Here is a 24,631-nt window from a genome sequence, read left to right as displayed (position 1 = left end):
GGCGGGCACACCCCCAAGGCCCTCGTTGCTCCTGCCCCGGCGCACCGAGGGCCTTCTCGTGTGGATATACGTCACTTTAAGTCGGTCAGGGGCATAGCAACGGTCAACTGTAATGTGTTATGCAAATTGGCAGAGGGCCTATTAATTCTGAACAGTTATTAATTGTCTTTAGCTTACACGCGCACTAACGGTGATTAAACCGAAAAAGCCCCACGAGTAATTATCATTCGTGGGGCTTTTTCGGTTTAAATGTTTAAGCTCTGGCTAGATCAACGAATGGGACCAGCCACCACTTCAATCATCGAATCCGGCGAGAGATACTCTTGCGCTAGTAGCAGCAACTGCTCCGAATTGGTTTCATTGACTTGCTCATTGAACTCAGCGTAATAAGTGGCTGGGAGGTTTGAGAAGATTATGTTTTTATACTTATCACATTGCTCGAACACGGTGCTTAGTTCATTCGCAAACTTGCCTGTCATGTAATTCTTGACAGTCTGCAACTCCTCTTGAGGAATTGGCTCATTTTGCAGCAAATGCAGCTCATGGTGAATTTCTCGGACCGCAGCATCTGCGCTGTTCGCATTTACATCAGTGCCGATAACCAATGAACTCGCGTGCTCCCTCGGGTTTACACTCGCGTAGATACCATATGTAAATCCCTTATCCTCTCGAATATTCTTCATCAAACGGGAGCCAAAATAGCCGCCCAAGACTTTTACTAGAACTTGGAGCTGATGAGTATGCGGATGAGTTGGAGCAGGCCATAGTCGACCTATGCGTAGAGAAGACTGAATGCTTTCTGCTACTGGTACGTAATCGTGAGAGAGCCCACCTGAAGGAGCAAGAGAAGAGGCAGGCTGTAAAACCGTCGAAGCACCTGCTGGCTGACCTAATAACTCTTTGGTGAGAAGCTGATGTTCTTCTGTTATGTCTCCACAAAGAAATATCTCTGCCTCACTAAGCGAGTAATTGGCTTGATGAAATGCTTTGAGAGCATCCTGCGGAACAGTTGCAAAGATTTGCTCGTCGAATACGTTTCCATAAGGATAAGTTGCCCCATATAGGTTATGAGAGAAACGTTCAGCAGCGAGGTAACTGGTCTTTTGACGCTCTACCCGCACATTTTGAATAGTGCGGGTTTTAAGCAGTTCTAACTCCGTCTCAGGATAGATCGCTCCCAGAACAACATCTTGCACTAACGGCAACAGCCGGGTTAAATGACGGGCAAGACAGTACAAGGTAAGAGTTGCTCTATCAAAACCTTGTTCACATTCCAACGAGGCACCGTAGAAGGCCACTTCATCAGCTATTTGGCGGGCTGTGCGAGTGCGAGTGCCTTCTAACAGCATGCGCGCCGTGAGCAGCGAAACGCCTGGCGCATGCTCGTACCATTTGCCGGCTTTGAACACCACTTGCAGGCGAACGACAGGTTGAGCGTCGTTGCGTAGTATGTGCATGCGTGCTCCATTAGGGAGGGAAAACACGTCAGCCGCGGGCAGCGATACGCTAGCCAGCGGCTGAACAGGAGGAGCGACTTGGCGGTCGAGCATCAGATACAAATTAGTTTACTGGAGTGTCGGAGGATCCGTCACCAAAGGCTTGGTCGAGTTGGTCGAAGTTAAAGTGCAACGAGATACGAATGGTTTGTGCCAACGGGTTCGCACGGGAGTTGGGCACTAGGTAAGCGCCATCAACGCCGAATACTTGATATCGAACGCCTAGACCGAAGCTCAGGTATTGGCGGTCACCTTTTACGGGAGACTCGTAGAAGTAGCCTACGCGCGCCATCAGCAAGTCGTTGTACGTGTATTCAGCGCCAGCTGAAAGGTTGATTTCTCGCAATTCCTCCCGGAAACCACCCGGAGCATCACTGAAAGAACCTAAAGCAGCACTAACAACTCCCTTATCGCGGCGATCAGTATTTTCTGCTTCAATACGGTCGGCCCTTTCTTGAGCTTCGGCGGCATTAGTAGGGATAGGCCCTTCCTCATAATAAGGGCTAGGTACCAGCAGCTTAGCGCCGTCAACGGTAAGTGTGATTTTGTTGTAAGCGTCTAGCTCACGAGTGAAAGCGAAGCCGAGCTTAAGGCGAGTGGGTAAAAAATCAGCTTGATTAGCGTCAGTGTAGGTGATTTTGTTGCCAATATTAGTGATCGTACCACCAAATCCTAGGTTGTAATCGCCGGCTCCAATAGTAACATCACGATTGTAGTAGACGCCTAAATCTACAGCCGCAGCGTTGCCAGGACGTGCATCATTGCCAAGTGAGCTACCCGTGAGGTTAGAACGGATGTATCGAGCCGCTATACCAACGCCTAAGTAGTCAGAAAGCCTCTGGCCATAAGCTATGCTAACAGAGTATTCCTTAGGATTGAAGTCGCCGAGAGGATCATTATTACTGTTTCGAAACGAAATAGTACCCAAGTCAAAATACATCAAAGAAGCCGAAATGGCAGAACGCTCATTGATTTTAGCTGTGCCTGACAAGTAAGCCAGTCCCATATCATCGGTGACGCTACGTAGCCAAGGCGAATAGGAGGGAGAGACGCTGTACTTGGTATTAATAAAGCCGAGCTTACCAGCATTGTGATAGCCTGCGTTAGCATCAGGTGAAATAGCAACGCCTGCTTCACCAAGGGCCGCCGAGCGAGAGTCGGGGCTGATGGTGAAGATTGGAACAGCTGTGGTGATTGCACTGGGCTCAGTTTGGGCCATGCTAAGTAACGGCAGGCCTAGAAATCCGGAAAGCAATGCAAAACGCACAGGCAGCTTCTGAAGAGTCATACAATGGGGAATGAGGAACGCAGGAAAGAGGTGAAAACGCCGGAGGCTAGTTTAGAATAACCAGTTTTTCAAACTTTGACATGGTGGACTTATCCGACTGAGAACGGACACTGACCCGGTAAACATACACACCACGCGCTAGCTGGTCGTTATACTCGTCGCGACCGTTCCAAGACAGATCTGGATCGTTGTAATTGGCAGGCACGTGCGAGGTACCGCCGTTGACCGTGGTCTGAAGTGTGCGCACCAGCCGCCCCGCCACCGTGAAAATTTGCACCTGCACGTCCAGCACGTCGTTAGGCCGGTTATGGTCGAAGTGGAAGGTGGTATTGTTGGAGAAAGGATTCGGGTAGTTTAGAACGTGGTTCAAAGCCAACTTATCGTTCTTAGCGGCAATAAACTCAACATCGCGCACTGAAGAATTATTGAACGTGTCCCATGCTTTGAGATGCAGCACGTGTGGCCCATTGGCGAGGTCCTTAAACTGATATTCCACTCGGCCCGACTGAAAGCTATCGACGCTGGCCACATAGTATGAATTCAGGATAGTGAGCTTAGTAGGGTCATTATCAAGCGTAGCAGTGATTTCGTGGCCAATGCCAGAACCAGTAGTGTTGATGCCGCTTTCGTCGAAGAGCCGAGCAATGAGTTTCGTATCGGTGCTCGTGAGGCCACCGAATACGAATTTTTCGTTGTCCATGAACAGACGGATACGTGGCGGAATGGTGTCTAAGGCGTTCAGCTGCGCGGCATCGCCAATCGGCGCCTCGCGGTAGCCGTGCGCATCTACGATTGCGCCGGAGCTATTGGATGCGTACAAGCTGACTTTACCCAAGCCGACGTTATAATTAATGTCACGCGGAACGACGAACTTGACGGTGAAACGACCATTGGTTACCGTGGCTTGCCCATCATAGATGATATTTTCCTGAACCTGTATTGGTTTGACGGAATCTTGTGGGGAGGTGCCTAATGTGTAAATAGTGGTAGGCTTTTCATAGACTGTTACCTGGGCCGTACCTGAAAAACTATTGTTGACATTTGATGCCCTGTTGAGGCTAGTGCGGACGGAACCCGAAAGCCGAACAGTAGACAGGGCTTTGAGCGTATCAGAAGAAGCAACTGTCAGTACCCGACCGTTGATAGAGTCAAGCGTCATAGCAACATCTGGTCTAGCCAGACGCACAGTTGGATCACCGAGTAACACGTAATTACGATTAAGCGGATCAAGATCAGTTCTTTTAGAGAAGCGAGTCGCGTCGCCAATACGGGTTGCTAGCCCGCTTCTAGTATTCAAAATAGAATCATAAAGCGGAGGCACTAACACAGCTGCTGAAGTAGCAAAAACAAGTCTGGTGGTAGTGTACAAGGCGATAGCACCGCCTTGTACATCTGTCAAGAGAGCCTCACCAGCTGATACCCGTTCTGGCTCATCGTATGTGCTGAAGTCGCATGTACCTGTCACTACAAATGCCAGTCTATCTTGATTTTTCAGGCGCAATACAGAAGAAGTGCTTAAAATTTGTTCTTGTGTTAGGCCAGTAGGTCCTCCATGGCCGTTATAGTTGATAATAAGAGATCCTTGTTCAAAAGCTTCGTCAAAAGCCTTTTCGCATTCAGGAGAACGTTCGCCGCCCGCGGCATTTACTTGGGGATACATGTCAAGATAAATCTTGCGCATGTTAAACTCTGCATGTTGGTTTCTGATTCTATCAATAAACGATTCCGCGTTGCCGATGTAGGGACTGCCATCCTCGTCGTCGGCGACAAAGGTGATACGGTTACGCCACTTGCCTAGTGCCGAGCGAGAATCATAGGCAATAAGCTTATCTACAATGGCAGCAGCTTGCGTAGTCGATTGAGCATTATTAGATGGTGTACGAACAGGCAAACGACCAACTGCTACGTCCATTGTTTCACCATATACTACACCTAATTCCAGCCATTCGCCTTCGCCTTCGTCTAAAATACCGAAGTAATCATCGGAGCAGAAGGTTTGTAGCCCAGGACCAAGTGGCCGGCCATAGATTTGCGCAAATGACTCGCGGGACTCGTAGGTAGGAACATAGTTTTGCGCTATTCGGTCAGCGTTGCTAGGTGAACGCCGGGCCCACCAATCGGGCAAGTTAGCGGTGTTATTAAGATTGCTGGGCTTGGATTTATAATCGTAAGAGGCGTCGCCGAAGAGTAATAGGTACTGGTTGCGGCGAGGATTATCGCGCTGGTCATAGACCATTTTCATCATGTCGCGAATGGCCGTAACATCCTGCCCGCCACCACCAAACTCATTGTAGACTTGGGTAGTAGTTACTACCTGTACTTTCAGGCCGTCGTGGGAGGCCCGCCAGTTGGCTAGTCGCTGGGCTTCGGCTTTAAAAGTGGGATGGGTAACAATGACCAAATCCAAATCACGATTCGGATTTAAAATGCCATGCAGGTCTTGGTTTTCTACTTTCCCGAAGGTTCGGGGAACTGGAAATGAAGCAGACGGGTCGAAGGCAATGAATTCCCGTAGCGAATCGGTAGGAGCTACAAAAGTACCGTTGCTAAGCGCATAAGACCGTGCGCGCCTTGGGTTCGTTACTTCCCATACTTGCGTTGCGCCAGTGCCGTCTGCCAGTGTAAATGGACTAACAGCGCCTCTCCGCAGGTTTGCAAAAGAGCGAAACTCGAGTTGAGAACCCGAAAACCTCAACGGTCGTAAGGCATTGACTTCCAAATAATCGAGGTATCCTTTGGCCGAGCCATCAGTGCTAGAGTAGGTTAAGGCTATGCGCAGGGCTGACGAAGACGCAACCGGCGTTACGGAATGCGTCTCTAAACTAGTACCAGCATATTCTGGAAATGGAGGGATAGTTTGTGGGATAATCGCTGGAATGCTCTGCGTGACAGTGGCATTATTGGCTGCTATTGTAAAGGACTGGCTACTTCTCGCAGTCCCAGCTACAGAAGCCGTAATTTGTATTGGTGTGCCAGCTACTAAATCTGTTAGATCAGTGTCAAAGTTTTGGGGAGTACCAGCATTAAAGCCTTCTCCTAGCCACTGCCGACCAGATTTAGCCAGATTTATTAAATCCCGCTCCCAAAACCAACGGGCAGTATACTGGGAGATGGCTGGAGCGTTTGGAGCACCAGCACTAGGAGCCGCAGCTACGCGGCGACCCGTGCGCGGCGCGGGAGCCAACGTCACGAAGTAGTAAGCTGTATCGGAATAGAGGTGTTGTAAGTGGCGAAAACGCGTGCTGCTGGGAGCAGGGTCACGCTCCCACACGTGGGGGCCGCGAGCGTAAAACAGAAAATACTCGTTGCTTTCTAGTGTGGGACCGTCGCCGGAGAAGTATATGGCGTTTTCCACCAAATCATCGGGACGGGGAGTGCTAATGGCTTGCGGCAGTATGCCGGTAGCATTGCCAAAAACCTGCAGGCGGTTGGGGTCTAGACTTTGCACATCGAAACCCATAGACTGGAGTGCAGCTCTATCAAGTTTAAAAATGCCACTACGGTCTACCCCTATTTTACACCATGTGCCGTCTTTGAGAACCGAGTGACTCGCATAGTTTATCTGCTGACCTCGTTGCGCTGTTGGGCCGCCAGACAAGTAGCTATATTCAAAAGATACCAACTTTTCGGGCTGCCCACTCTGAGCACTACGGCGTATAGCTGGCACAAGCACCAGCGTAATAGCTTGACCTTTTTCCGTGCGGTTAAATTGCTCAAGAGTGGTGCTGATGGGATTGAAATCCTTCAACAGTGCGGCATCAGCAGAGGAAAAAGGCTCATAAACAGCATTCAGTAGCTTACCCTCTGCCACAGTGCCATCTATTGAGACGAGGGCGTAGCCTTGCAGGGAGCTAGGAAGATGCTGCACCCCGGCAAATGTTGGAAGACGATGTACTTTCCGGTCGGGGCCAGGCCGCTCTTCGTAACCTTGCCAACGCAGCTGCATTGATACCGAACGACGCCCATTCTGCGCCCGCGCCGACGGTAAAAAACTTAACAGCAAAGAGCAACTAACTACCAGAAAAGTAAAGTAGCGCATAGAAGTGTGTTCAGTAAAGAAGTGTTAGTGAGGGCGATTGTGGCCCTGCAACAAGCCAACACTAGGGGCAGTTCATTGCCGACTGCTTAGTTTAACTCGCTGGCTATGCAAATATTGTGATGCTTTACACAAAATTCATCCCACGGAAGGACGAAGTACTGACAGCAACACGTACAGCAACACAATGAGTGGAATGGCTGTGGCCTGCAAACCCACTAGTAGCCCTACTGCCAGCAATAAAAACACGAAGCGCAACGAGTTGTCTTGCCAGGTCAGGTTTTTAAATTTAAGGGCAAAGAGCGGAATTTCAGCCACCAACAGCCCAGATAGTAGCGCCGCAAGACCAAGTAGCACCCACGGATTCAGAATAAAATTTGTGAGTCCAAATCCGTCGTAAGCCAGAATGAGTGGGAGTGAGGCCACTACCAACGTACAGGCTGGCGTGGGTAGTCCGATGAAGGAAGTAGTTTGGCGGGTGTCGTTGTTGAACTTCGCCAGCCGCAGGGCCGAGAAGATGGTAACAACGAAGCCTAGATAACTAAGCCAGTTGGGTAGGCCCGCCGTTGGCAGTGCCTGTTGTAGTAGGCTGAATAGTACTGCCCCGGGTACTACCCCAAATGACACCATATCGGCGAGCGAATCTAGGTCTTTGCCGATGGGCGAAGAGGCCTGTAACGCCCGCGCTAGTAGACCGTCGGCAAAGTCGAAGGCGGCGGCTAGACCCACGAGGTAGGCTGCCAGCTCCAAATGGCCCGCGAAAACTTGGGTAATGGCCAAGCACCCGGCAAACAGATTAAGACAAGTGACAGCGTTGGGTAGGTTGTTTTTCATTCAATAAAAAATCAAAAACGAAGAAGGAACGATTAATCGTATGAGGCACCACAAAGCAGAACCTTATTATTAAGACGCACCTCTCAATCTCTAATTAAGAAAAGGATTCGACCGCCGCTCCACCCCAATGGTGGTAGCAGGGCCGTGTCCGGGATACACCTTCACGGTATCAGGCAGCGTAAGAAGTTCAGTATCAATGCTGTGAACGAGCATAGCGTAATTGCCGCCGGGCAGGTCGGTGCGGCCGATGCTACCCTGAAAAAGCACGTCGCCACCGATGACCGTTTGGGTAGGAGCGTGGTAGAACACCACGTGGCCCGGCGCATGGCCTGGGGTGAAGCGCACTTCCAGCTCGGTATCGCCGAAGCGTACAGATTGTTTAAGTGTCAAGAAGCCGGTTGGCTCGGCGGGCGTGTACTGCGGAAAACCATAGCTGGGCGCGTAGCTGGGCACGGCCCGTAACGTAGGCAAGTCTGCCTCGTGAATCAGAAAAGGCACCTTATAGGTGTCGAGGATGAATTGGTTGCCAAAGACGTGGTCGATGTGGCAGTGCGTATTGAGCAGCAGCACAACCTGGAGTTTGTTGGTTTGAATGAAGTCCTGTAGCACCTTTTGTTCGGCACGGTCGTAGCAGCCGGGATCCACTATCGCGCACTGGCCGGTGGCATCGTGCAGCAGATAGGTGTTTTCAGAAAAAGCGTTGAAGGTGAAACCAGAAACGGTCATGCGAAGAGAAAAAAAGAAGGTGCAGCTACCACCGCAGGGAACCGGGTGGTAAGTTACGAGTCTTATTTAGGTTGATCGGCTCAGCGGTGGTGTAGTGCCTTCCATTTTCAGTGGGCTCTGGCTGTCGTTTTCCGCGTTTCCCACTTACCTTGCCAGCCATCATGACCGATTACGACTACCTTATTCTGGGCCACGGCATTGCGGGGGCCACACTAGCGTGGGAGCTGCGCCGGCGCGGACGTAGCGTATTGGTACTCGATGCGCCGCATCCTGATTCGGCTTCTAATGTAGCAGCGGGCCTGATGAACCCTGTGGCGGGCAAGCGTTTCGCACTGGCTTGGCGAGCCGATGAGCTACTAACGGCGGCTGGCCGCTTCTATCGTGAGATAGAGGCCCACTTCGGCGAGAAGTTTCTGCTAGAATTACCGATTTGGAAGCTGTTTTCATCGATAGCCGAGCAGAACACCATGCTGGCCCGTAGCGCCGACCAGCCGTGGCAGGACTTTGTGGAAGAAGCCGGCACGGAGTTGCCATCTGCTACCGGCGTGCGCAACGAATTTGGGGGACTACGCATCCGGCGTGGCGGCTACGTGCGGCTCCGCGAGTTGCTAGCCGTCTTGGCTGCGGAGGGCCTGAAAAATGGAACGTTGCAACACGAAACTTTTGCTTGGGAACAACTCGTTACCGGCCCGGCGGGAATTACGTATGCAGGACGCGTGCGGGCGCGACAGCTCGTCTGTTGCGAAGGCGCGGCCGCGACGCGAAATCCGTTTTTTCACTGGTTACCATTAACCCCTAACCAAGGCGAAGTTCTGGATGTTGAATGCCACGGTCTCACCGAGGCGCAGGTGCTCAACAAAGGAGCTTACGTGGTACCCCTTGGCGAAGGTCGTTTTCGAGTGGGGGCCACGTACCGCTGGCCACCGTTTGCGGAAGGCACCACGCCGGAAGCGTGCAGTGAGCTGAGCCAGCGGTTGGCCACCACCACTGATTTACCCTTTCGGGTGCGTGAGCAGCGAGCCGGGGTACGGCCAGCGGTGCGCGACCGAAAACCGTTGCTGGGACGTCATCCGAATGTGCCAGTAGTGAGTATATTTAATGGCTTCGGCTCGAAGGGCGTGATGCTGGCTCCGCGACTAGCGACCCTCTTAGCTGACCATCTTGAACACCCGACGGCTGAGTTGTGGCCCGAGGTCAATATTCGGCGCTACCAAGCGTTGTATGAGGCGGCCCCAGTGGTCGTTGGTTTTTCTTCCTGAACACAACGGCTCGCGCACACAGCAAGAGCCGCTTTTGGCTTACTGATTTTTGCTATGAAGCACTTATCCTTTTTTCAGCGGTTGGGTATGGAGCGTCGCCTGGGAGTGCGCGGCGTACTGCTGTTCCTGCTGTTAGTTTCCGGCGGGCAGGCTTGGGCCCAAACGTCGCAGGAAGCTTTTGGGCGAGTTCGTATCCAGTATAAGGACTTTGAATGGCAGCTGCTCAGCACCCAAAACTTCAACATCTACTATTACGGCGGTGGCGACGCTAGCGCCCGCCGCGCCGCCGACTATGCTGAAAAGGAACTGCAGCGCATCACCTCTCTGGTTGGGTACTACCCGTACTCGAAAACGACAGTGATGCTCTACAACTCCGTGAGCGACTTGCGGCAGAGCAACATCGGGCTAGACCAGGACAAGTATCAGACCGGCGGTGAAACCGATTTGCTGCGCATGAGCAAGGTGCAGATTGCCTTCCAGGGCCAGCAGACCCAATTTAAACGCGACTTGAGCTTCCAGATTACGCGCGTGCTGCTGAACGATATGATGTATGGTGGCTCCCTGAAGGAAGTCATCCAGAGCACCTATCTGCTCCAACTGCCCGACTGGTTTGTAAGCGGTGCTTCGGCGTACGCTGCCGAGGGCTGGAGCGTGGAAATGGACGACTACATGCGCGACATGACCCAGGAGTATGAGGGCAACCGCACGGCCCCATTTTTCCTGCGCAATCCGCAGCTGGCGGGCCAGAGCCTCTGGAACTACATTGCGGAGCGTTACGGCTACACTACTATTCAGAACATCCTGAACCTGACGCGCATCACCCGCGACGTGGAAGTGGGCATCAGTTCTTCACTGAATGTGCCTTACAAAGTGTTTCTAAAAGATTGGCTGGCCTACTATCGGCAGCTAAACGCGCAGCCACAAACGGCATTTGTTGACGTAGATGAAGCCCGCGCCCTCACGGGCACTAACCGCAGAAACATCCAGTACTCGCAGCCAGTACTGAGCCCCAATGGGCAGCAGTTGGCCTACGTGAGCAACGACCGGGGCCGCTATCAGGTGATGGTGGCTAATCGGGATGGCTCGGGCCGGCACACCATTCACCGAGGCGGCTATAAAACTCCTGGTCAGCAGGTGGAAACGCGCCTGCCCGTGCTGGCTTGGCGCGGCAATGGCCAAGTAGCTGTGGCCGAGACGCAGAAGGGAGCGATGAGCCTGCGGCTGCGGCCCGCAAGTGGCGGTGCCTCGGGGCTGCTGGCCCGGATAGGGGAGGCCTTACCTTTTGTTGGCGACAAAGGCTCCTCCATTTTTCAGCCTTTTCAGCAAGTTCTCGACCTCAGCTACTCGCCCGACGGCAAATCGCTAGTGTTTAGCGGCGTACAAAATGGCCAGTGCGATATGTACGTGCTGAAGGCTGGTACCCGTCGGCCGGAGAAGCTCACGAACGACGTATTCGACGACATACAGCCCTCTTTCCTGCCCGGTGGTAGTGCCTTAGTGTTTAGCTCCAACCGCTGGCTCGATTCGGCGGGTACCGCTCGGGGCAACTTTGAGGGAGTGGTAAACAACTACGACCTGTTTCTGTACCACCTCGACGGGCGTGCTCAACCCATAGAAATGTTGGTTAGCACGATTTCCAACGAAGGCCGGCCGCGGGCTCTCTCGGATGACGAAATAGTGTACTTGGGCGAGGAGAGTGGAATTCGAAGCGTGTACCGCTATTCGTTACGCACCAAGCAGCGCACCGCCGTAAGTAGCTTCCGCACCAACGTCAAGGACTTCGATTATAATGCAGCTACCAGTACGCTAGGCTTCGTAGCCGCCGACCGCGCCCGGGACTTTGTGTATTTGTACCAGAATTACGCCCTTCCCGAGAACATCACGCTCTACAAAACGGCTCGCCAGGAAACCTTGGAAGACCGTTCCAAGCCCGCCGCTGCCAAGCCTGCGCCAGCCCCGGCTCCAGCCCCAACTACCCGCACGGAGCCAGAACCAACGCAGGAGCCACAGCAACCGCAACAGCCAGCCAGTACTGCTGGCACTACCAACGCCCCCATCAACACTAGTGATTATCAGTTTGATGAGGATCTGCCCGCGGACCGCACCAGCGCGACGCGACGGACACGCACGGCTCCAACTCCAACAGTAGCCGCGCCTACGGCTGCCGTAACTGCTCCTCTAGCCGCCAGTTCGCAGGCTCCCGCTGGTCCATTCCGTTACGATACCCGCTTCAGCATCGATAACGTTGTGTCGTCGTTGTATGCTGATCCGCTGCTGGGCCTGGGCCTTATTGCGCAGGTCAACATGTCGGATCTGTTTGAAAACCACCGGATTCGGGGTGGTATTTTCGCCCTCACGGATTTAAGGACCAGCAATATCTTCGCGGAGTACACCAACCTGAAGCACCGTTACGATTGGAGCATCCGCTACGACAAGCAGGCGTATTTCTTTGATAGTCGTTCGGGCCGTATTCGCTACGGCCGGCACGAAATAGCTCCGAATATTGCGTATCCCCTCACCCACAATCTGAGCGTACGCGGCGGCCCCCGTTTCGTGAATGTTTCGCGGAAGGTGTATACCGAGCTGTCGGGCCAAAATGATGTTGACCGCAATTACCTCGGGGTAAATGGAGAACTCGTATTTGATAATGCTGTATCGACGGGCGTGAACATGCTCGAAGGCACGCGCATGAAACTTGGTGTGCTCAAGCTCAACGACCTGAATGGAAGCAACGGGAACTTTGGGAAGATTTACGTTGACTTGCGGCACTACCAAAAGATTCACCGGCAAATTATTTGGGCCAACCGGGCCAGCTACGGACAGTTTTTCGGGCAATCGAAGCAGACCTTCCGTTTGGGCGGTATGGACAACTGGATCAACAACGATTACGAAGATTCTCAGCTGCTTCCCATCACGGCTCCCGGCGCTTCTCCTTATAATGACCCCACGGAAGTTTTTTACCAGCAGTTCGTAACCAACCTGCGAGGCTTCAACTACAGCAAGCGCACTGGGCCGCGCTACGTGCTCTTCAACTCGGAGTTGCGGGTGCCTATCGTGCAGTATTTGTCGCGCAAACCCATCTACTCGGGCTTCTTCCGCAATCTGCAACTCACGGCTTTCGGCGACGCGGGCACGGCCTACTCCGGCAACAATCCATTCAACGAGAACAACTCGTTCAACACGCAGGTGGTGGGCGGCAGCGGCAACGCCTTCTCGGCCACGGTAGTCAACTTCCGTAATCCCTTGCTGGTTGGCTACGGCTTCGGGATGCGGACCACCATGCTGGGCTTCTACGTGAAAGGAGATTTGGCCTGGAGCCAGGAAGACTACGTGCAGAAAGGCCCGAAATTCTACCTCACCCTCGGCTACGATTTTTAGACAGCGCTTAGCCGCACTTACCGCAAAAGCCACTCGGATAGCCCGGGTGGCTTTTTTGCTTCGTTTCTCCTACCTTCTTGCCTCACTTTACCGTCTTGCCTTCATGAGAAAAGCTTTACTCGCCTTGCTGCTGATCTGGCTGGTGGCGCCCGCCTTAGTGCTGAAAGCGCAATACAGTACTCCTGGCACTGGTCGGCGCTTTACCCTGGCTCAACTAGCTGCGGCCTCGGGCGGCTACATAACCCAGTCCGCTGGCATCTGGCTCATCAACGACACCATCCGGCTGGCCCCCACCGACACGCTGAGCATCACAACCAATGAGACGGTGCGGCTGGCGAGTCGCGTATTGGTGAGCGTGGATGGCGTGTTGCGCATTACGCCGCCCGACTCGGTGGTATTCACGGCTGCGGACGCGGCTAGCCCCTGGCAAGGAATGCAGCTCAGCGCCAGCAGTGCGGGTTCGGTGGTGCGCCGGGCCGTGATAGAGCGAGGCGGTGGCGTACGGGTAGTGGACGCGGCCGTAGAGTTTTCGGACTGCGTCTTCCGCAGCAACTTCGCCACAGTGGGTGGCCGCCCGACCAACAGCAGTGCGTTGGCGTTGTCTGGTAATCTGGCCCTCGTGCAGCGCTGCCGTTTCGTGCGCAACGCCCGGGCCGGCATCAACTCACCCTCTAACCGGCCTACCTCGCCCACTATTCTGGACTGCGTTTTCTGGCACAACGACACCGAAAACGGCAACTTCCCGCAAATCAATCTGGGCATCGGCAACGGCGCGCAGCCCATTCGAATTGAGCGGTGCCTGGTGGTGGGTAATCCAGCTACCAATATGGCCGGTGGCATTGGCGTGTCGAATCTGCTGGGTGGCAGCAGCGTGACGATGGTTATTATCCGGCGCAACACGGTGCGCGACAACCGCTATGGCATTGCCATCATCGGTTCCAGCATTACGAGCTACGTGACGGGCAACACCGTGCAAAATAACAACACCAATCCTAACGCTCAGACTGGGGGCAGCGGCTTCAACTTCCAAGGTACCCAGACGCAAACCGGCGTGGTGTCGCGCAACGTGGTGACGGGCAATTTGTGGGGCGTGACGCTGGTCCGGTCGGGCATGGCGGGTGGGCCGCGCATCAGCTTCGGCAACCCCACCGGCTCCGACAGCACCGACGTGGGCCTCAACCGTTTCCTGAATAACGGCAACAGCGGACAGGTGTACGATTTCTACAACTACGGCCCCGATGCTGTCAACGCGAAGAACAATGATTGGGGCTCAGCTTCCCCCGCCACCATCGAAACCCACATCTTCCACCAACCCGACCAAGCTGGTTTGGGTCTCGTGGAGTTTCAGCCGTTCCGGCAGCCGCTGGGCACCCGTTCTGCAATTCCGCTGGCCGTGCAGGCTTATCCAAACCCGGCTCATGAAGCAGTACGGTTCCGAGTGTCAAGCAGTGCTAGCGTGCAGGTAGAATTGCTGGATGCCTTAGGCCGCATAACAACAGTGCAGACTTTGCAACCCGTTGCCGGGCAGGCTACGCTGGATGTGCGGTCCGTAGCGCCAGGACTGTATAGCTACCGAATCCGCCAAGGCGAAGCCGTGGCAACGGGCAAGTTGCAGGTGAAGTAGGAGTGCTGGCTGCTACCTAGAGAGCCTGTTGGCGACGCCGTTAAAACAGTGTTTCATAGGTCGTGAGACGCTGCCGCTGCTATGATGCAGCAGAGTACCGTTAGTGTCGAGTTCTGACGTTTTTAGGTGCAGCGCGGGACTGCGAATGCCAGAGTTGGGATGTATCTTTGCAGTCCCGTTCACCAGCCGTGCTGCCGTGTTGCTCCTTCGTGAGATTTGGACTATGATGCTCAAGGACTTCCGCTTGGAATGGCGGCAGCGCGCGGCCCTCAATGGCATGCTGCTCTACGTGGGCAGCACGGTGTTCGTATGCTACCTCAGCTTCTCGTTGCGGGGCGGCATTCCGCCGGCTCCTGCCTGGAACGCGCTGTTCTGGATTATCCTGTTGTTTTCGGCGGTGAATGCCGTGGCGAAAGGTTTTCTGCAAGAAAGCCGGGGGCGCATGCTGTACTACTACACACTGGTTCGGCCGCAAGCCGTGATACTGGCCAAAATAGCCTACAACGCTCTGCTGCTGCTAGGTTTGGCGTTGGCCGGACTACTGCTTTACTTACTCATTCTGGGCAATCCGGTGCAGAACGTGCCGCTATTCGTGGGCAACGTGGCACTAGGAGCCCTCGGATTCGCTTCTACGCTCACGCTGGTATCGGGCATTGCGGCCAAAGCCACCAACAGCAACACGCTCATGGCTGTGCTAGGCTTCCCGCTCATGATTCCGATGCTGTTGCTGCTCATCAAAGTTTCCAAGAACGCGCTGGATGGCCTCGAATTCGAAGCTAGCCAGAGTTCCTTGCTCACGCTGGTGGCTCTCAATATGATTGTGGCGGCAGTGTCTTATTTGCTGTTTCCTTTCCTGTGGCGGAGCTAAATTTAGAATGAGCGCGATGCGAGGAAAAGGACCAACAGCCAGAACGAAAATCAACACAATTTGGGAGCTAGTGTGTTTGTCATGGAGCTACTTAGTGGCTGGTTGGAAGATGCTTACTGCCAGCACGACGTCTCATTTCTGCCCTCTCATTTCTCTTCTATAGCATGAAAAATTGGTGGAAGGCGCTAACGGTGGTGCTGCTGCTCTACACAGCAGTGGCGGGGCTGCTAATGCCGGTGCCGCGGTTGGCCATTCTCAACGAAACCATCCGCAATCTATACTTCCACGTGCCGATGTGGTTCGGCATGACCTTCATCCTGATAGCGTCAGTGTACTACTCCATTCGTTACCTGCGCACGCCTACGCCGGAGTTGGATATTCTCTCACATGAGTCGGCCAGAACGGGTATTCTGATGGGGCTAGTAGGACTAGCGACGGGCAGCATCTGGGCGCGTTACACCTGGGGCACGTGGTGGACCAACGACCCCAAGCTCAACGGCGCGGCCATTGCCATGCTGATTTACGGCGCATATCTGGTGCTGCGCTCCTCTTTCAATGATGAGCAGCAACGGGCCCGGATTTCAGCCATCTACAACATCTTCGCCTTCGCGACGGCCATGCCGCTGTTTTACATTCTGCCGCGCCTCACGGATTCTTTGCACCCCGGCGCGGGCGGCAACCCAGCTTTCGCCAAATACGACCTCGACAATGCCATGCGGGCCGTTTTTTATCCGGCCGTCATTGGCTGGACGCTGTTGGCATTTTGGCTGGCTCAGGTAGCTAGCCGCATTTCTTTGCTCAAACTCAAAGTGTATGAAAAACAGCTTGTTTGATAAAGTCGCGCGGCAGGGGCGCCTAGCGCTCCTGCTCTTACTGGCTTTCTTGCTGCCCGTATTGCAAGCCGCCGCCCAAAATACCGATACGCCGGAAATGGCTGACACTTTGCGCACGGACGGTAAGATCTACGTGGTGGTCGCCGTCATTGCGGTGGTGCTGGCAGGCCTGCTGGCGCTGCTGGTATCCTTGGACCGAAAAGTAAGCCGCCTGGAGCGCGAACTGAAGGACGTGGCTTAAGCTTCCGCTTGTGCTGCCACCCGGCTCAATAAGAGTGCGGCGGCGAGCAACAAAGAGTGAAGCTATAGTTGAATTCGCTGGACCCTTCCGGCCGCTTTGATTGTTACATAATACCTGGGCCCGGAGTGGCCATTCTGTTGTAAAAAGACATGAAAAAAGCACACATTCTTGCCATTGCCGTCATTGCCGTAGCCATTGGCATCATCATGAGCGCCGCCGGCGATGCCAGCGTGTACGTGACCTTCAAGGAAGCACACGAGCGGGCCGCTGAAGGTAACCTCACGAAGGTGCACGTGGTGGGCCGCCTGCCCCGCGACGGTCAGAAAAACATCCTGGGCCTCGAATACAACCCCGTCCTCGACCCCAATTACTTTGCCTTCACGCTGGTTGACACCAACCGCATTGCCCAGCGCGTTATCTATTTCAATCCCAAGCCTCAGGACTTCGACAAGTCGGAGCAGGTGGTGATTACCGGGGCCATGCGCAAGGACATCTTCGTGGCCGACAAAATCCTGCTCAAGTGCCCATCGAAGTACGTGGAGAAGGACATTAAAGGCGCTACGGCCGCAGTTAATTAGGAAGTGCAAATGAAGAATGAAGAATTAGCAGCAAAGCCGATGACTGAAGCGGGCAGCCGTTTCTGGCGCCGTTGCGCACTTGTTTCATTCCTCATTTCTCATTCCTCATTGTTAATTGGCGCAGCCGCTCAGGTTCCTAACGATAATATTGAACATCGCCAGGTACTAGAGTTAGAGCAGGCTATCAGCTCCAATACCACCAACTGCACCGTGCAGTGGAATGCCGTAGACGAGAAGCTGACAGGCAAGTGCATTGAATACCACAATGACCAGTGGTTTGAGTTTACGCCGCGCGTTTCGGGCCGCTACTACGTGAACATCAGCGGGCAGCAGTGCCGCGATACGCGCGGCGTGCAGCTCGTAGTACTGACTGGCACTCCCGGCCAACCCGAAACGTATCAGGTGCTTTCCTGTACGTCGCTCGGCAGCCAGGACGATGTATTCGTAACGCTGGATAAGCTGCAAGCCGGCCGGCCATACTTGCTCGATGTGGATGGCTACCTCAAAGACTTCTGCAAGTTCAGCTTAGCCGTGAGCAGCAAGCCCAAGGGCGTACCTGCCCTAGCTACACCAGCTCTATCTTCGGTAGTGCCTGCCACTGACCGGCAGTTTACGCTGCATTGGAGCCTGCCCGATTCTGTAGGTGCCGTCCGGCAGTTCCGAGTGTTGCGGCGGGAAGCTGAGGAGTTTCGAGCTTCATTCAAAGCCACCGTAGCCGTAAGACGCACCACGTACGGTAGCGCGAACCCTGACTATAGCTGGACGGATACGCTCACCACGCCGGGCCGCTACCTCTACCAAGTGATAGCCGAAACTTCTGCTACCAGCGTGCCCGTGGTGGTGCAGCAACAGTGGTACGTGTACAGCCAGCCCATGCCCGAGGCTGGTCCTTTTTCCAGTGTTTCCAAGCAAGCAGCGCAGCGGGCAACTAAGGCGCAGCAAAGCTGGGAGCGGCGGAGTCATCGGGCGCGTATGAAGCGGCTGGCCGGAGTACGGCGGCGGCAACCCAAATCTTAAAACACGTTTTGGCTGACCAGTTAGTTTCTAGCCGTTCGGCCTCTTCTCTTACAACGCATTTCCTATGCTCAACACCCTCATCGGCGACGCCGGGCACCTGAGTGTCATCGTGGCTTTCGTGGCGGCCACTGTAGCGGCGTACTCCTATTACATGGCAGCGCGCAAACAGCCGCTCGGCCAGTCCGATGCCAGTTGGCTACGGATTGGGCGTGGTGCCTTTTTGGTGCACGGCTTGGCTGTGGTATCCATCATTGCGTGTCTGTTTGGCATCATCCACGGGCACCGCTACGAGTACTACTACGCCTGGAGCCACTCCAGCAACCATCTGCCGGTGTACTACATGATTTCCTGTTTCTGGGAAGGGCAGGAGGGCAGCTTTCTGCTCTGGATTTTCTGGCACGTGCTGCTCGGATTCGCCATCATGCGCTGGAATAAGCTGTGGGAAGCTCCGGTAATGGCCGTTTTTGCGGGCGTGCAGCTCTTTCTCACCTCCATGATTCTAGGTGTCGTGTTCGGCGGCGTTAAGATTGGCTCGTCGCCCTTCATTCTGCTGCGCGACTTCCTCACTGATCTGCCCGTCTTCCGTCTCAACCCCGACTTCGTTCCTAAGGATGGTACTGGTCTGAATGCGCTGCTTCAGAACTACTGGATGGTGATTCACCCGCCCACGCTGTTCCTAGGCTTTGCTCTCACGCTCGTGCCGTTTGCCTTTGCCGTAGCAGGGCTTTGGAAAGGAGAGTTTACCAAGTGGGTGAAGCCGGCGTTGCGCTGGTCGTTGTGGGGTGGTTTAATATTGGGTGTCGGTATCATGATGGGCGCCTATTGGGCTTATGAAACGCTGAACTTCGGCGGCTACTGGAACTGGGACCCGGTGGAAAACGCGGTGTACATTCCGTGGCTGGTGCTGGTGGCCGGCATTCACGGCTTGGTGCTGTGGCAGCAGCGCCGCACGGCTTTGCGCACGAGCTTCGTGCTGGTAGTCGCCACCTTCCTGCTCATTCTCTACGCTACTTTCCTCACCCGTAGCGGTGTGCTAGGCAACGCCTCGGTGCACTCCTTCACCGACCTGGGCCTTTCTGGGCAGCTGATGATCTATCTGGGCGCTTTCGTGGTGCTGGCAATTGGTTTGCTCGTGTACCGCTGGAAGTCCATTCCGGTATCGGAGAAAGAATTGACCACCTACAACCCCGAACTGTGGGTGTTTGTGGGGGCTACAGTTCTGTGCTTAGGAGCCTTTCAAGTCTTGGTTACGACCAGTATTCCGGTCTACAACGCTTTCCTTGGCTTCATCGGCATCAAATCCAATCTAGCGTTGCCCGCCGATCAAATTGCGCACTACACCAAAATTCAGCTGTGGATGGGCGTGGGGGTGGCGTTGCTGTCGGGTCTGGCGCAGCTCATGTGGTGGCAGCGCAACGATAAGGACAGCGTGATGAATGCGTTGGGTACGCCTGGCATTCTCACGCTGCTGGGTTCGGCGCTGGTGATCTTGCTGCTCCGCTACAACGGCCACGAGATCAAGCCGACGTACATCGTACTGCTGACGGCCGCGCTGTTTGGCGTGTTGGCCAACATCAGCACCATTTCGCAACTCATCCTGCGTCGGGTGAAGCTGTCGGGGGGGGGCGTAGCGCACTTGGGCATTGCCCTGATCTTGTTGGGCGTTCTGGGCTCGGCAGGCTACTCCAACATCATCTCCAAGAACGTATCGGGCATGGTGTACTCCAAGGAGTTTCCCGAGGAGATGAACCGCGACAACGTGCTGCTGTGGCGCAACGATACCACTCCCATGGGCGAGTACGACGTGAGCTACACCGGTCAGTATTTCGATGTGCCCAGCGTACCGGGCTACGTCAATAAAGACCTGCTCTTCCGCACGGCCGATGAGTATAAGGCGCTAGCCCGCGGCGACATTAAGCGCGACGACAAGGTGTACTACAAAGCGGGCGACACGGTGGAAATCCTGCCTGAAAACACCTACTACCGGGTCGAGTACAAGAACCGCAAGAGTGGTAAGGTATTCACGCTTTACCCCCGCGCCCAGGTGAACGAGGAGATGGGAGGCCTGCTCGCCTCGCCCGACATTAAAAAATTCTTCGATCACGATATCTACTCCCACATTAGCTCCGTGCCCGATCCTAGCAAGGAGAAAGACTGGAGCGAGCTAAAGGAGTATCAACTCTCCGTCGGCGACACTATCTTCCTCAACGACTACTTCGCCGTGTTCCGGGCCATCGAACCCGCTCAGCAAACCGCTGGCTTAGGACTCAATAAAGGAGACCTAGCCATTCAGGCCGACGTCATTGTATTCGGGGAAAAGCAGCGCCAGTACCATGTGCATCCCATCTTTGTAGTGCGTAATCGCATGATTGGCCGCGTACCCGATGAAATCGAGGATCTTGGTCTGCGCTTGAGCCTAAATGCTGTCGATCCTAAGTCCAGTAAATTCACCTTTGGAGTGAGCACCACGCAAAAGGACTACATCATCCTGAAAGCGGTGGAGAAGCCCTTTATTAATCTAGTTTGGAGCGGAACGCTGCTTATGGCTATCGGCTTCGGCTTGGCCTTGCGCAAAGGCAGCCGCAAAGAAGCCCCAGTCGCTGCGGATCCCACACCTAGCCGCAAGAGCAAAGCCAAGGTCAGTAGCGCGAGCAATCGGCCCGTAGAGCGCGTGGCGTAGACCATTTAGCATACGATGAAAAAGCTCTGGCTCCCTGCCGGAGCTTTTTTTGTTGCCAGGCAGAATACTTGTGCCAGCCTTCTGTGCGCTACACTTGCCTTCTCAAATGCTACAGGTGCCAACTTTGGGGTTCAAGATGCCTCCTCGAACATTGAGGATGCCAACTTGCATCTTCAATCTAGCGACTTGGATGTTCAAGACGCCGACTTGAACGTTCAATCTGGCATCTTGAGCGTTAAAGTTGCCAAATTGAAGATGCAAGCTGGCATCCTCAATGTTCGAGCAACCATAAACCAGAAGAAAGTCAATAGAAAAAGGGCCGCTCCAAGAGCGGCCCTTTTTCTGTGCATTGAGTGGTAGTACGCTAACTTATTTGGCGACGGTGAGCTGCCGGGTGGTGAAGTCAGCGCCGGTCTGCACCTTGAGCAGGTACATACCATTGGCTAAGCCAGAAAGATTGAGTTCATTGGTGAAATTGTCCTTGAGTGTTGCCGTGTGTACGGTTTGGCCCAGCATGTTCGTCACTTCTACTTTCAGATTGCCCTTGGCGTTAGCCCCGCGCACGTCCAGCTTCACGAGACCAGCCGAGGGGTTAGGATATATGGATACGGCCCGGTTCAGCGCCTCCGATGTGCCTAGTGGCCCGGCACTAGCTACAGCTTCGATCATGAAACGACCGAAATTTTGAGTTGCAGCTAAATCTACTAGGGTGCCGCCAGTAAGTCCTGTCGTGTAGAAAGTACCCCTCCGGGTCGGCACTTCGGCCTGTAGGCCCAGCGGAGAGAATGGAGCGGTGCCAGCAGGAGATGCGGCTTGCGCGAAGCCAGCGTAAAATTCACCCGTCGCAACTGGAACCGCGGTAGCAAAAGTGAAGGTTTTGTAGGTGTCTATGTCACTGGCCTGAATAACATAGTCAGGGGTGCGACCAAGAATCGCGCCAGCGTTGTCGAGTACCACAGCGTAAACCGTGCGCCCCACTGAAGCTGGCGCGCCGCTTAAAAAGGCATTTACGGCCGTAACCGTGCGGTTTGAAAGGGTCGTGTACTTGACGGCGAATATACCTGTGGCGGCTTCCACTACCATATTGGTGGTGACAGTAAAGCCTACGCTGCCATTCGTTGCTCCCAGAGTAGGATCAGCCGCAGCAAAAGTAGTGGCTTGTATCTGTTGGGTGTAGTTGCGGGAGTTATTAGACGTATTTGTGTTGCCATCTGCTGGCACACTGACGACAAGTGTGTTGGTACCAGTGATAGTGGGCGTGTAAGAGGCAAAGGAAACTGTGGCAACTTCTCCAGGAGCCAATGAAGAGACGATCTTGGCATCCGTAAATGTATTAGCACCAGTCACGTTTAACGTCACCGGAAAGCTGGGAAGAACAGCCGTACCAACGTTTCGTACTATCGCTCGCACTACTTGTGGGCTAGCGGGAGTTTTTCCAAGTGCATAAACCGTCACAACAGCGGCGTCGTTGGCAGCGGCCGGCTCGAAACGGTAGGTACGACCAGCATCCGGGCCCACAGTGCTGCGCACGTTATGCGCATTAGTACTGGCAGGGTAGTTACCCGCTATAACTGAAGCCGCGCTCCAAGCTTGTAATGAGCCTTTGGTAATAAGAAGCGATGTGGTAGCAGTATTACCTGAGCCTTTGATGCCAACAGCAGCAAACTTGGCTACATCAGGCCCCGGCCCGGCCGTAGAAGGGCCGTACACAAACTCAATTCTGTTCGACCCTTCATACAGCTTAACCTGGAACGAAATGGAAGCAAACTGCTTACCTGTAGCGGCGGATACCACCTTATCACTCACATTTTCCCACTGAATAGTGGTTACTTGCGCACCAGCAGTGCCACTGGTAGCCACTCGATACTCAGTGGTAGCCGTTCCTTCAAGATCCAGATTCAGCGGCAGAATCAGATTAGTCTCCGTGGCCGTGTTCAGCGGGCCGCCGGTAGTTACCTGGGCGCCATCGTAAAAGTAGGGGGCGGCCGGCGCGGTGGTGCCTAGCCGCAAGTAGCCATTAGTATTCAGCACAAAGTCGGTAAAAGCCGCACCGTTGAAGTTGAACGTGAAACCGATAGGTGTAGCGGCCGAGTTGGCGTCATCATTATTGGGGGTTGTGATGGCGGTGCCCGTCGTGCCAAGATCGGTATAGGTGCCAGCAGCGTTGGACGTGCCGAACGTGTTGTAATTCAGTGCTTGCGCGAATGCACCAGCACTGCCCAGGCCGAGTAGAGCGGTAAGCGCCAGTTTGCGCCAAGGCGCGGTGTACGAGTTTGTCATGAGGTGAACGTTTGAAATGAAGGAAAGGGTGGATGAAAAAAGTGACAACATGCAGCCGCAAAAATGTTTAGTGAGGCTTCTGGGTCCTTAAGTTGCTTGTTTTTTTGAGAACACAACACCTGTGAACCAGAAAAGCTGCTTACGCAGCTGTAGCTTGGCGGTTCAGCTTTCTCAATATAGATAATGATATCTACTACAGCTTCCTCGTTGCGCGTGGTTCTGCTGGGTGCCGGCCGGGTTGCCAGCCAACTAGCGCCGGCTCTGCACCGTGCGGGCCATCAAATACTCTCCATCTGGAGCCGCACTGCGGGTACCGCGGCCACTTTGGTTGCCGCCGTGCCTGGCGCCGAGGTATTACCCAACCTTGACTTAACCACTCAGCCCCCAGCCGACGTGTATCTACTGGCCGTGCCCGACGCAGCTATTCCCGAGTTGCTGGCCCAGGCACAGTTTCCGGCCGGCGCACTAGTTGCGCACACCTCGGGTACAGTACCACTCAGTGTATTCGAGCCCTATCCTGACCTGCAAGGTGGAGTGTTCTACCCGTTGCAAACGTTTAGCGTTGGTCGTGCTGTGGACTGGCAAGCCGTGCCATTATGCATAGAAGGCGCCACTCCGGCTGTTGAAACTACGCTGCTGGCTTTAGGAAATACACTGAGCGCCAACGTGCGCCGGATTGGAACGCCGCAACGGCAAGTCATTCACGTGGCGGCGGTGTTCGCCTGCAACTTCACCAACCACCTACTTGGCATCAGCGAGGCACTACTGGCCCAGCAGCAACTACCCCTAACGCTGCTAGCGCCACTTTTGCAAGAGACCGTAGAAAAGGCCTTAACCTATCCGCCTTTTACGGTACAAACTGGCCCCGCCGCCCGTCACGATACGCCTACTTTGGACCGCCACCGAGCTTTGCTGAGTGCACATCCGCAATGGTTGGATATATACAACATGCTGACTACGAGTATTCAACAGCAGTTGCTGGACGTAGCTGCAAACAACGAAGGCCGTACCGAGCTTTGAATCGGTGGCAGGGGTACGTACCTTCGTGCCCTAATTTTCGTCTAGTTTGAAGATTTCTGCGTGAAAGCTGTCAATATCACCTTCCAGTTTCAAGACGGCCAGCCTGAGCAGACCCACGTGGCCACCGAAGGCGAGTCGGTGCTGGACGTAGCACTCAACAATGGCATTCAGCTCCAACACAACTGTGGGGGCGTGTGCGGTTGTAGCACCTGCCACGTGTATGTGGTGCGCGGCGAGGAAGGGCTGCCCGAAATCAGCGATAAAGAGGAAGACTTCATCGACCGCGCCGTCAATCCGCGCATTAACTCTCGCTTGGGCTGCCAGTGCGTAGTGCAAGACGCTACCCAGAACCTGGTTATCCTCATTCCGCCCCAGGAGTTTCTGGGTCACTAGTTGATGTGCGGATTATTTGATGTGCTCCTGTGCTGATTGACGCTCAACAGCTATGATAGCACATTACTGAACGGACAATC

18 protein-coding genes are annotated in these 24,631 nt (G+C 54.3%); 12 read left to right on the top strand and 6 right to left on the bottom strand.

The window, feature by feature from the left end:
• Positions 1 to 269: 269 nt before the first annotated feature.
• The 5 genes from ACYSMN_RS23615 to ACYSMN_RS23595 all read right to left on the bottom strand — a co-directional run bounded on the left by ACYSMN_RS23615 (position 270) and on the right by ACYSMN_RS23595 (position 8,380).
• The gene (locus ACYSMN_RS23615) at positions 270 to 1,550 is read right to left on the bottom strand and encodes a M16 family metallopeptidase (RefSeq protein WP_488926391.1); all 1,281 of its coding nucleotides are present in this window, start codon (positions 1,548 to 1,550) and stop codon (positions 270 to 272) included.
• 10 nt (positions 1,551 to 1,560) lie between these two features.
• On the bottom strand, positions 1,561 to 2,784 hold the full coding sequence (porV, locus tag ACYSMN_RS23610; protein WP_488926390.1) for a type IX secretion system outer membrane channel protein PorV: 1,224 nt from the start codon (positions 2,782 to 2,784) through the stop codon (positions 1,561 to 1,563).
• A 46-nt stretch (positions 2,785 to 2,830) separates the two neighbouring features.
• Positions 2,831 to 6,823 (bottom strand): type IX secretion system sortase PorU, encoded by a 3,993-nt coding sequence (porU, locus tag ACYSMN_RS23605; RefSeq protein WP_488926389.1) that lies wholly within the window; start codon positions 6,821 to 6,823, stop codon positions 2,831 to 2,833.
• Between the two features lie 135 nt (positions 6,824 to 6,958).
• Positions 6,959 to 7,654 carry a CDP-alcohol phosphatidyltransferase family protein gene (locus ACYSMN_RS23600; RefSeq protein WP_488926388.1) on the bottom strand — a complete coding sequence of 232 codons (696 nt, stop codon included), beginning with the start codon at positions 7,652 to 7,654 and terminating at the stop codon, positions 6,959 to 6,961.
• 90 nt (positions 7,655 to 7,744) lie between these two features.
• The gene (locus tag ACYSMN_RS23595; RefSeq protein ID WP_488926387.1) at positions 7,745 to 8,380 is read right to left on the bottom strand and encodes an MBL fold metallo-hydrolase; all 636 of its coding nucleotides are present in this window, start codon (positions 8,378 to 8,380) and stop codon (positions 7,745 to 7,747) included.
• Positions 8,381 to 8,541: 161 nt separating this feature from the next.
• On the opposite strand from ACYSMN_RS23595, the gene ACYSMN_RS23590 reads away from it, so the two are divergent.
• The 10 genes from ACYSMN_RS23590 to ACYSMN_RS23545 all read left to right on the top strand — a co-directional run bounded on the left by ACYSMN_RS23590 (position 8,542) and on the right by ACYSMN_RS23545 (position 21,218).
• Entirely contained in the window at positions 8,542 to 9,639 is a 1,098-nt protein-coding gene (locus ACYSMN_RS23590) for an NAD(P)/FAD-dependent oxidoreductase (protein WP_488926386.1), read from the top strand.
• Positions 9,640 to 9,693: 54 nt separating this feature from the next.
• The gene (locus ACYSMN_RS23585; RefSeq protein WP_488926385.1) at positions 9,694 to 13,017 is read left to right on the top strand and encodes a hypothetical protein; all 3,324 of its coding nucleotides are present in this window, start codon (positions 9,694 to 9,696) and stop codon (positions 13,015 to 13,017) included.
• A gap of 103 nt (positions 13,018 to 13,120) precedes the next feature.
• On the top strand, positions 13,121 to 14,641 hold the full coding sequence (locus tag ACYSMN_RS23580) for a T9SS type A sorting domain-containing protein (RefSeq protein ID WP_488926384.1): 1,521 nt from the start codon (positions 13,121 to 13,123) through the stop codon (positions 14,639 to 14,641).
• A gap of 226 nt (positions 14,642 to 14,867) precedes the next feature.
• Positions 14,868 to 15,509, top strand: coding sequence for a heme exporter protein CcmB (locus ACYSMN_RS23575; protein WP_488926392.1), 642 nt, complete (start codon positions 14,868 to 14,870; stop codon positions 15,507 to 15,509).
• Between the two features lie 164 nt (positions 15,510 to 15,673).
• On the top strand, positions 15,674 to 16,342 hold the full coding sequence (locus ACYSMN_RS23570) for a cytochrome c biogenesis protein (protein ID WP_488926383.1): 669 nt from the start codon (positions 15,674 to 15,676) through the stop codon (positions 16,340 to 16,342).
• Positions 16,323 to 16,583, top strand: coding sequence for a CcmD family protein (locus ACYSMN_RS23565; RefSeq protein WP_488926382.1), 261 nt, complete (start codon positions 16,323 to 16,325; stop codon positions 16,581 to 16,583). Before ACYSMN_RS23570 ends, ACYSMN_RS23565 begins: the two co-directional genes overlap by 20 nt.
• Positions 16,584 to 16,732: 149 nt before the next feature.
• On the top strand, positions 16,733 to 17,161 hold the full coding sequence (locus ACYSMN_RS23560) for a cytochrome c maturation protein CcmE domain-containing protein (protein ID WP_488926381.1): 429 nt from the start codon (positions 16,733 to 16,735) through the stop codon (positions 17,159 to 17,161).
• Positions 17,162 to 17,269: 108 nt separating this feature from the next.
• A complete protein-coding gene (locus tag ACYSMN_RS23555; RefSeq protein WP_488926380.1) occupies positions 17,270 to 18,178 on the top strand; it encodes a hypothetical protein in 909 nt (302 codons plus the stop codon).
• A gap of 64 nt (positions 18,179 to 18,242) precedes the next feature.
• Positions 18,243 to 20,858: a cytochrome c biogenesis protein CcsA gene (gene ccsA, locus ACYSMN_RS23550; protein ID WP_488926379.1), complete on the top strand. Its 2,616-nt coding sequence runs from the start codon at positions 18,243 to 18,245 to the stop codon at positions 20,856 to 20,858.
• 15 nt (positions 20,859 to 20,873) lie between these two features.
• Complete coding sequence (locus ACYSMN_RS23545) at positions 20,874 to 21,218, top strand: hypothetical protein (protein WP_488926378.1); 345 nt, start codon at positions 20,874 to 20,876, stop codon at positions 21,216 to 21,218.
• Positions 21,219 to 21,227: 9 nt separating this feature from the next.
• On the opposite strand, the gene ACYSMN_RS23540 is transcribed toward ACYSMN_RS23545, so the two are convergent.
• Complete coding sequence (locus tag ACYSMN_RS23540; protein WP_488926377.1) at positions 21,228 to 23,138, bottom strand: T9SS type A sorting domain-containing protein; 1,911 nt, start codon at positions 23,136 to 23,138, stop codon at positions 21,228 to 21,230.
• Between the two features lie 183 nt (positions 23,139 to 23,321).
• Between ACYSMN_RS23540 and ACYSMN_RS23535 the strand changes: the two genes are divergently transcribed.
• Both ACYSMN_RS23535 and ACYSMN_RS23530 read left to right on the top strand, forming a co-directional pair.
• A complete protein-coding gene (locus tag ACYSMN_RS23535; protein ID WP_488926376.1) occupies positions 23,322 to 24,158 on the top strand; it encodes a Rossmann-like and DUF2520 domain-containing protein in 837 nt (278 codons plus the stop codon).
• Positions 24,159 to 24,218: 60 nt separating this feature from the next.
• Positions 24,219 to 24,551, top strand: a complete 333-nt coding sequence (locus ACYSMN_RS23530) for a 2Fe-2S iron-sulfur cluster-binding protein (RefSeq protein ID WP_488926375.1) — start codon at positions 24,219 to 24,221, stop codon at positions 24,549 to 24,551.
• The last annotated feature ends 80 nt before the right edge of the window (positions 24,552 to 24,631 follow it).

This window comes from Hymenobacter sp. M1-2 (assembly GCF_057808495.1).
The sequence above is the reverse complement of the archived record's forward strand: the minus strand, read 5'-3'. Positions and strand labels throughout refer to the sequence as shown.

Excerpts from the sequence above, each read along its gene's own strand:
- ACYSMN_RS23615 (WP_488926391.1), bottom strand. The coding sequence starts at position 1,550 with ATGCTCGACCGCCAAGTCGCTCCTCCTGTTCAGCCGCTGGCTAGCGTA.
- porV (WP_488926390.1), bottom strand. The coding sequence starts at position 2,784 with ATGACTCTTCAGAAGCTGCCTGTGCGTTTTGCATTGCTTTCCGGATTT.
- porU (WP_488926389.1), bottom strand. The coding sequence starts at position 6,823 with ATGCGCTACTTTACTTTTCTGGTAGTTAGTTGCTCTTTGCTGTTAAGT.
- ACYSMN_RS23600 (WP_488926388.1), bottom strand. The coding sequence starts at position 7,654 with ATGAAAAACAACCTACCCAACGCTGTCACTTGTCTTAATCTGTTTGCC.
- ACYSMN_RS23595 (WP_488926387.1), bottom strand. The coding sequence starts at position 8,380 with ATGACCGTTTCTGGTTTCACCTTCAACGCTTTTTCTGAAAACACCTAT.
- ACYSMN_RS23590 (WP_488926386.1), top strand. The coding sequence starts at position 8,542 with ATGACCGATTACGACTACCTTATTCTGGGCCACGGCATTGCGGGGGCC.
- ACYSMN_RS23585 (WP_488926385.1), top strand. The coding sequence starts at position 9,694 with ATGAAGCACTTATCCTTTTTTCAGCGGTTGGGTATGGAGCGTCGCCTG.
- ACYSMN_RS23580 (WP_488926384.1), top strand. The coding sequence starts at position 13,121 with ATGAGAAAAGCTTTACTCGCCTTGCTGCTGATCTGGCTGGTGGCGCCC.
- ACYSMN_RS23575 (WP_488926392.1), top strand. The coding sequence starts at position 14,868 with ATGCTCAAGGACTTCCGCTTGGAATGGCGGCAGCGCGCGGCCCTCAAT.
- ACYSMN_RS23570 (WP_488926383.1), top strand. The coding sequence starts at position 15,674 with ATGAAAAATTGGTGGAAGGCGCTAACGGTGGTGCTGCTGCTCTACACA.
- ACYSMN_RS23565 (WP_488926382.1), top strand. The coding sequence starts at position 16,323 with ATGAAAAACAGCTTGTTTGATAAAGTCGCGCGGCAGGGGCGCCTAGCG.
- ACYSMN_RS23560 (WP_488926381.1), top strand. The coding sequence starts at position 16,733 with ATGAAAAAAGCACACATTCTTGCCATTGCCGTCATTGCCGTAGCCATT.
- ccsA (WP_488926379.1), top strand. The coding sequence starts at position 18,243 with ATGCTCAACACCCTCATCGGCGACGCCGGGCACCTGAGTGTCATCGTG.
- ACYSMN_RS23545 (WP_488926378.1), top strand. The coding sequence starts at position 20,874 with ATGAAAAAGCTCTGGCTCCCTGCCGGAGCTTTTTTTGTTGCCAGGCAG.
- ACYSMN_RS23540 (WP_488926377.1), bottom strand. The coding sequence starts at position 23,138 with ATGACAAACTCGTACACCGCGCCTTGGCGCAAACTGGCGCTTACCGCT.
- ACYSMN_RS23535 (WP_488926376.1), top strand. The coding sequence starts at position 23,322 with ATGATATCTACTACAGCTTCCTCGTTGCGCGTGGTTCTGCTGGGTGCC.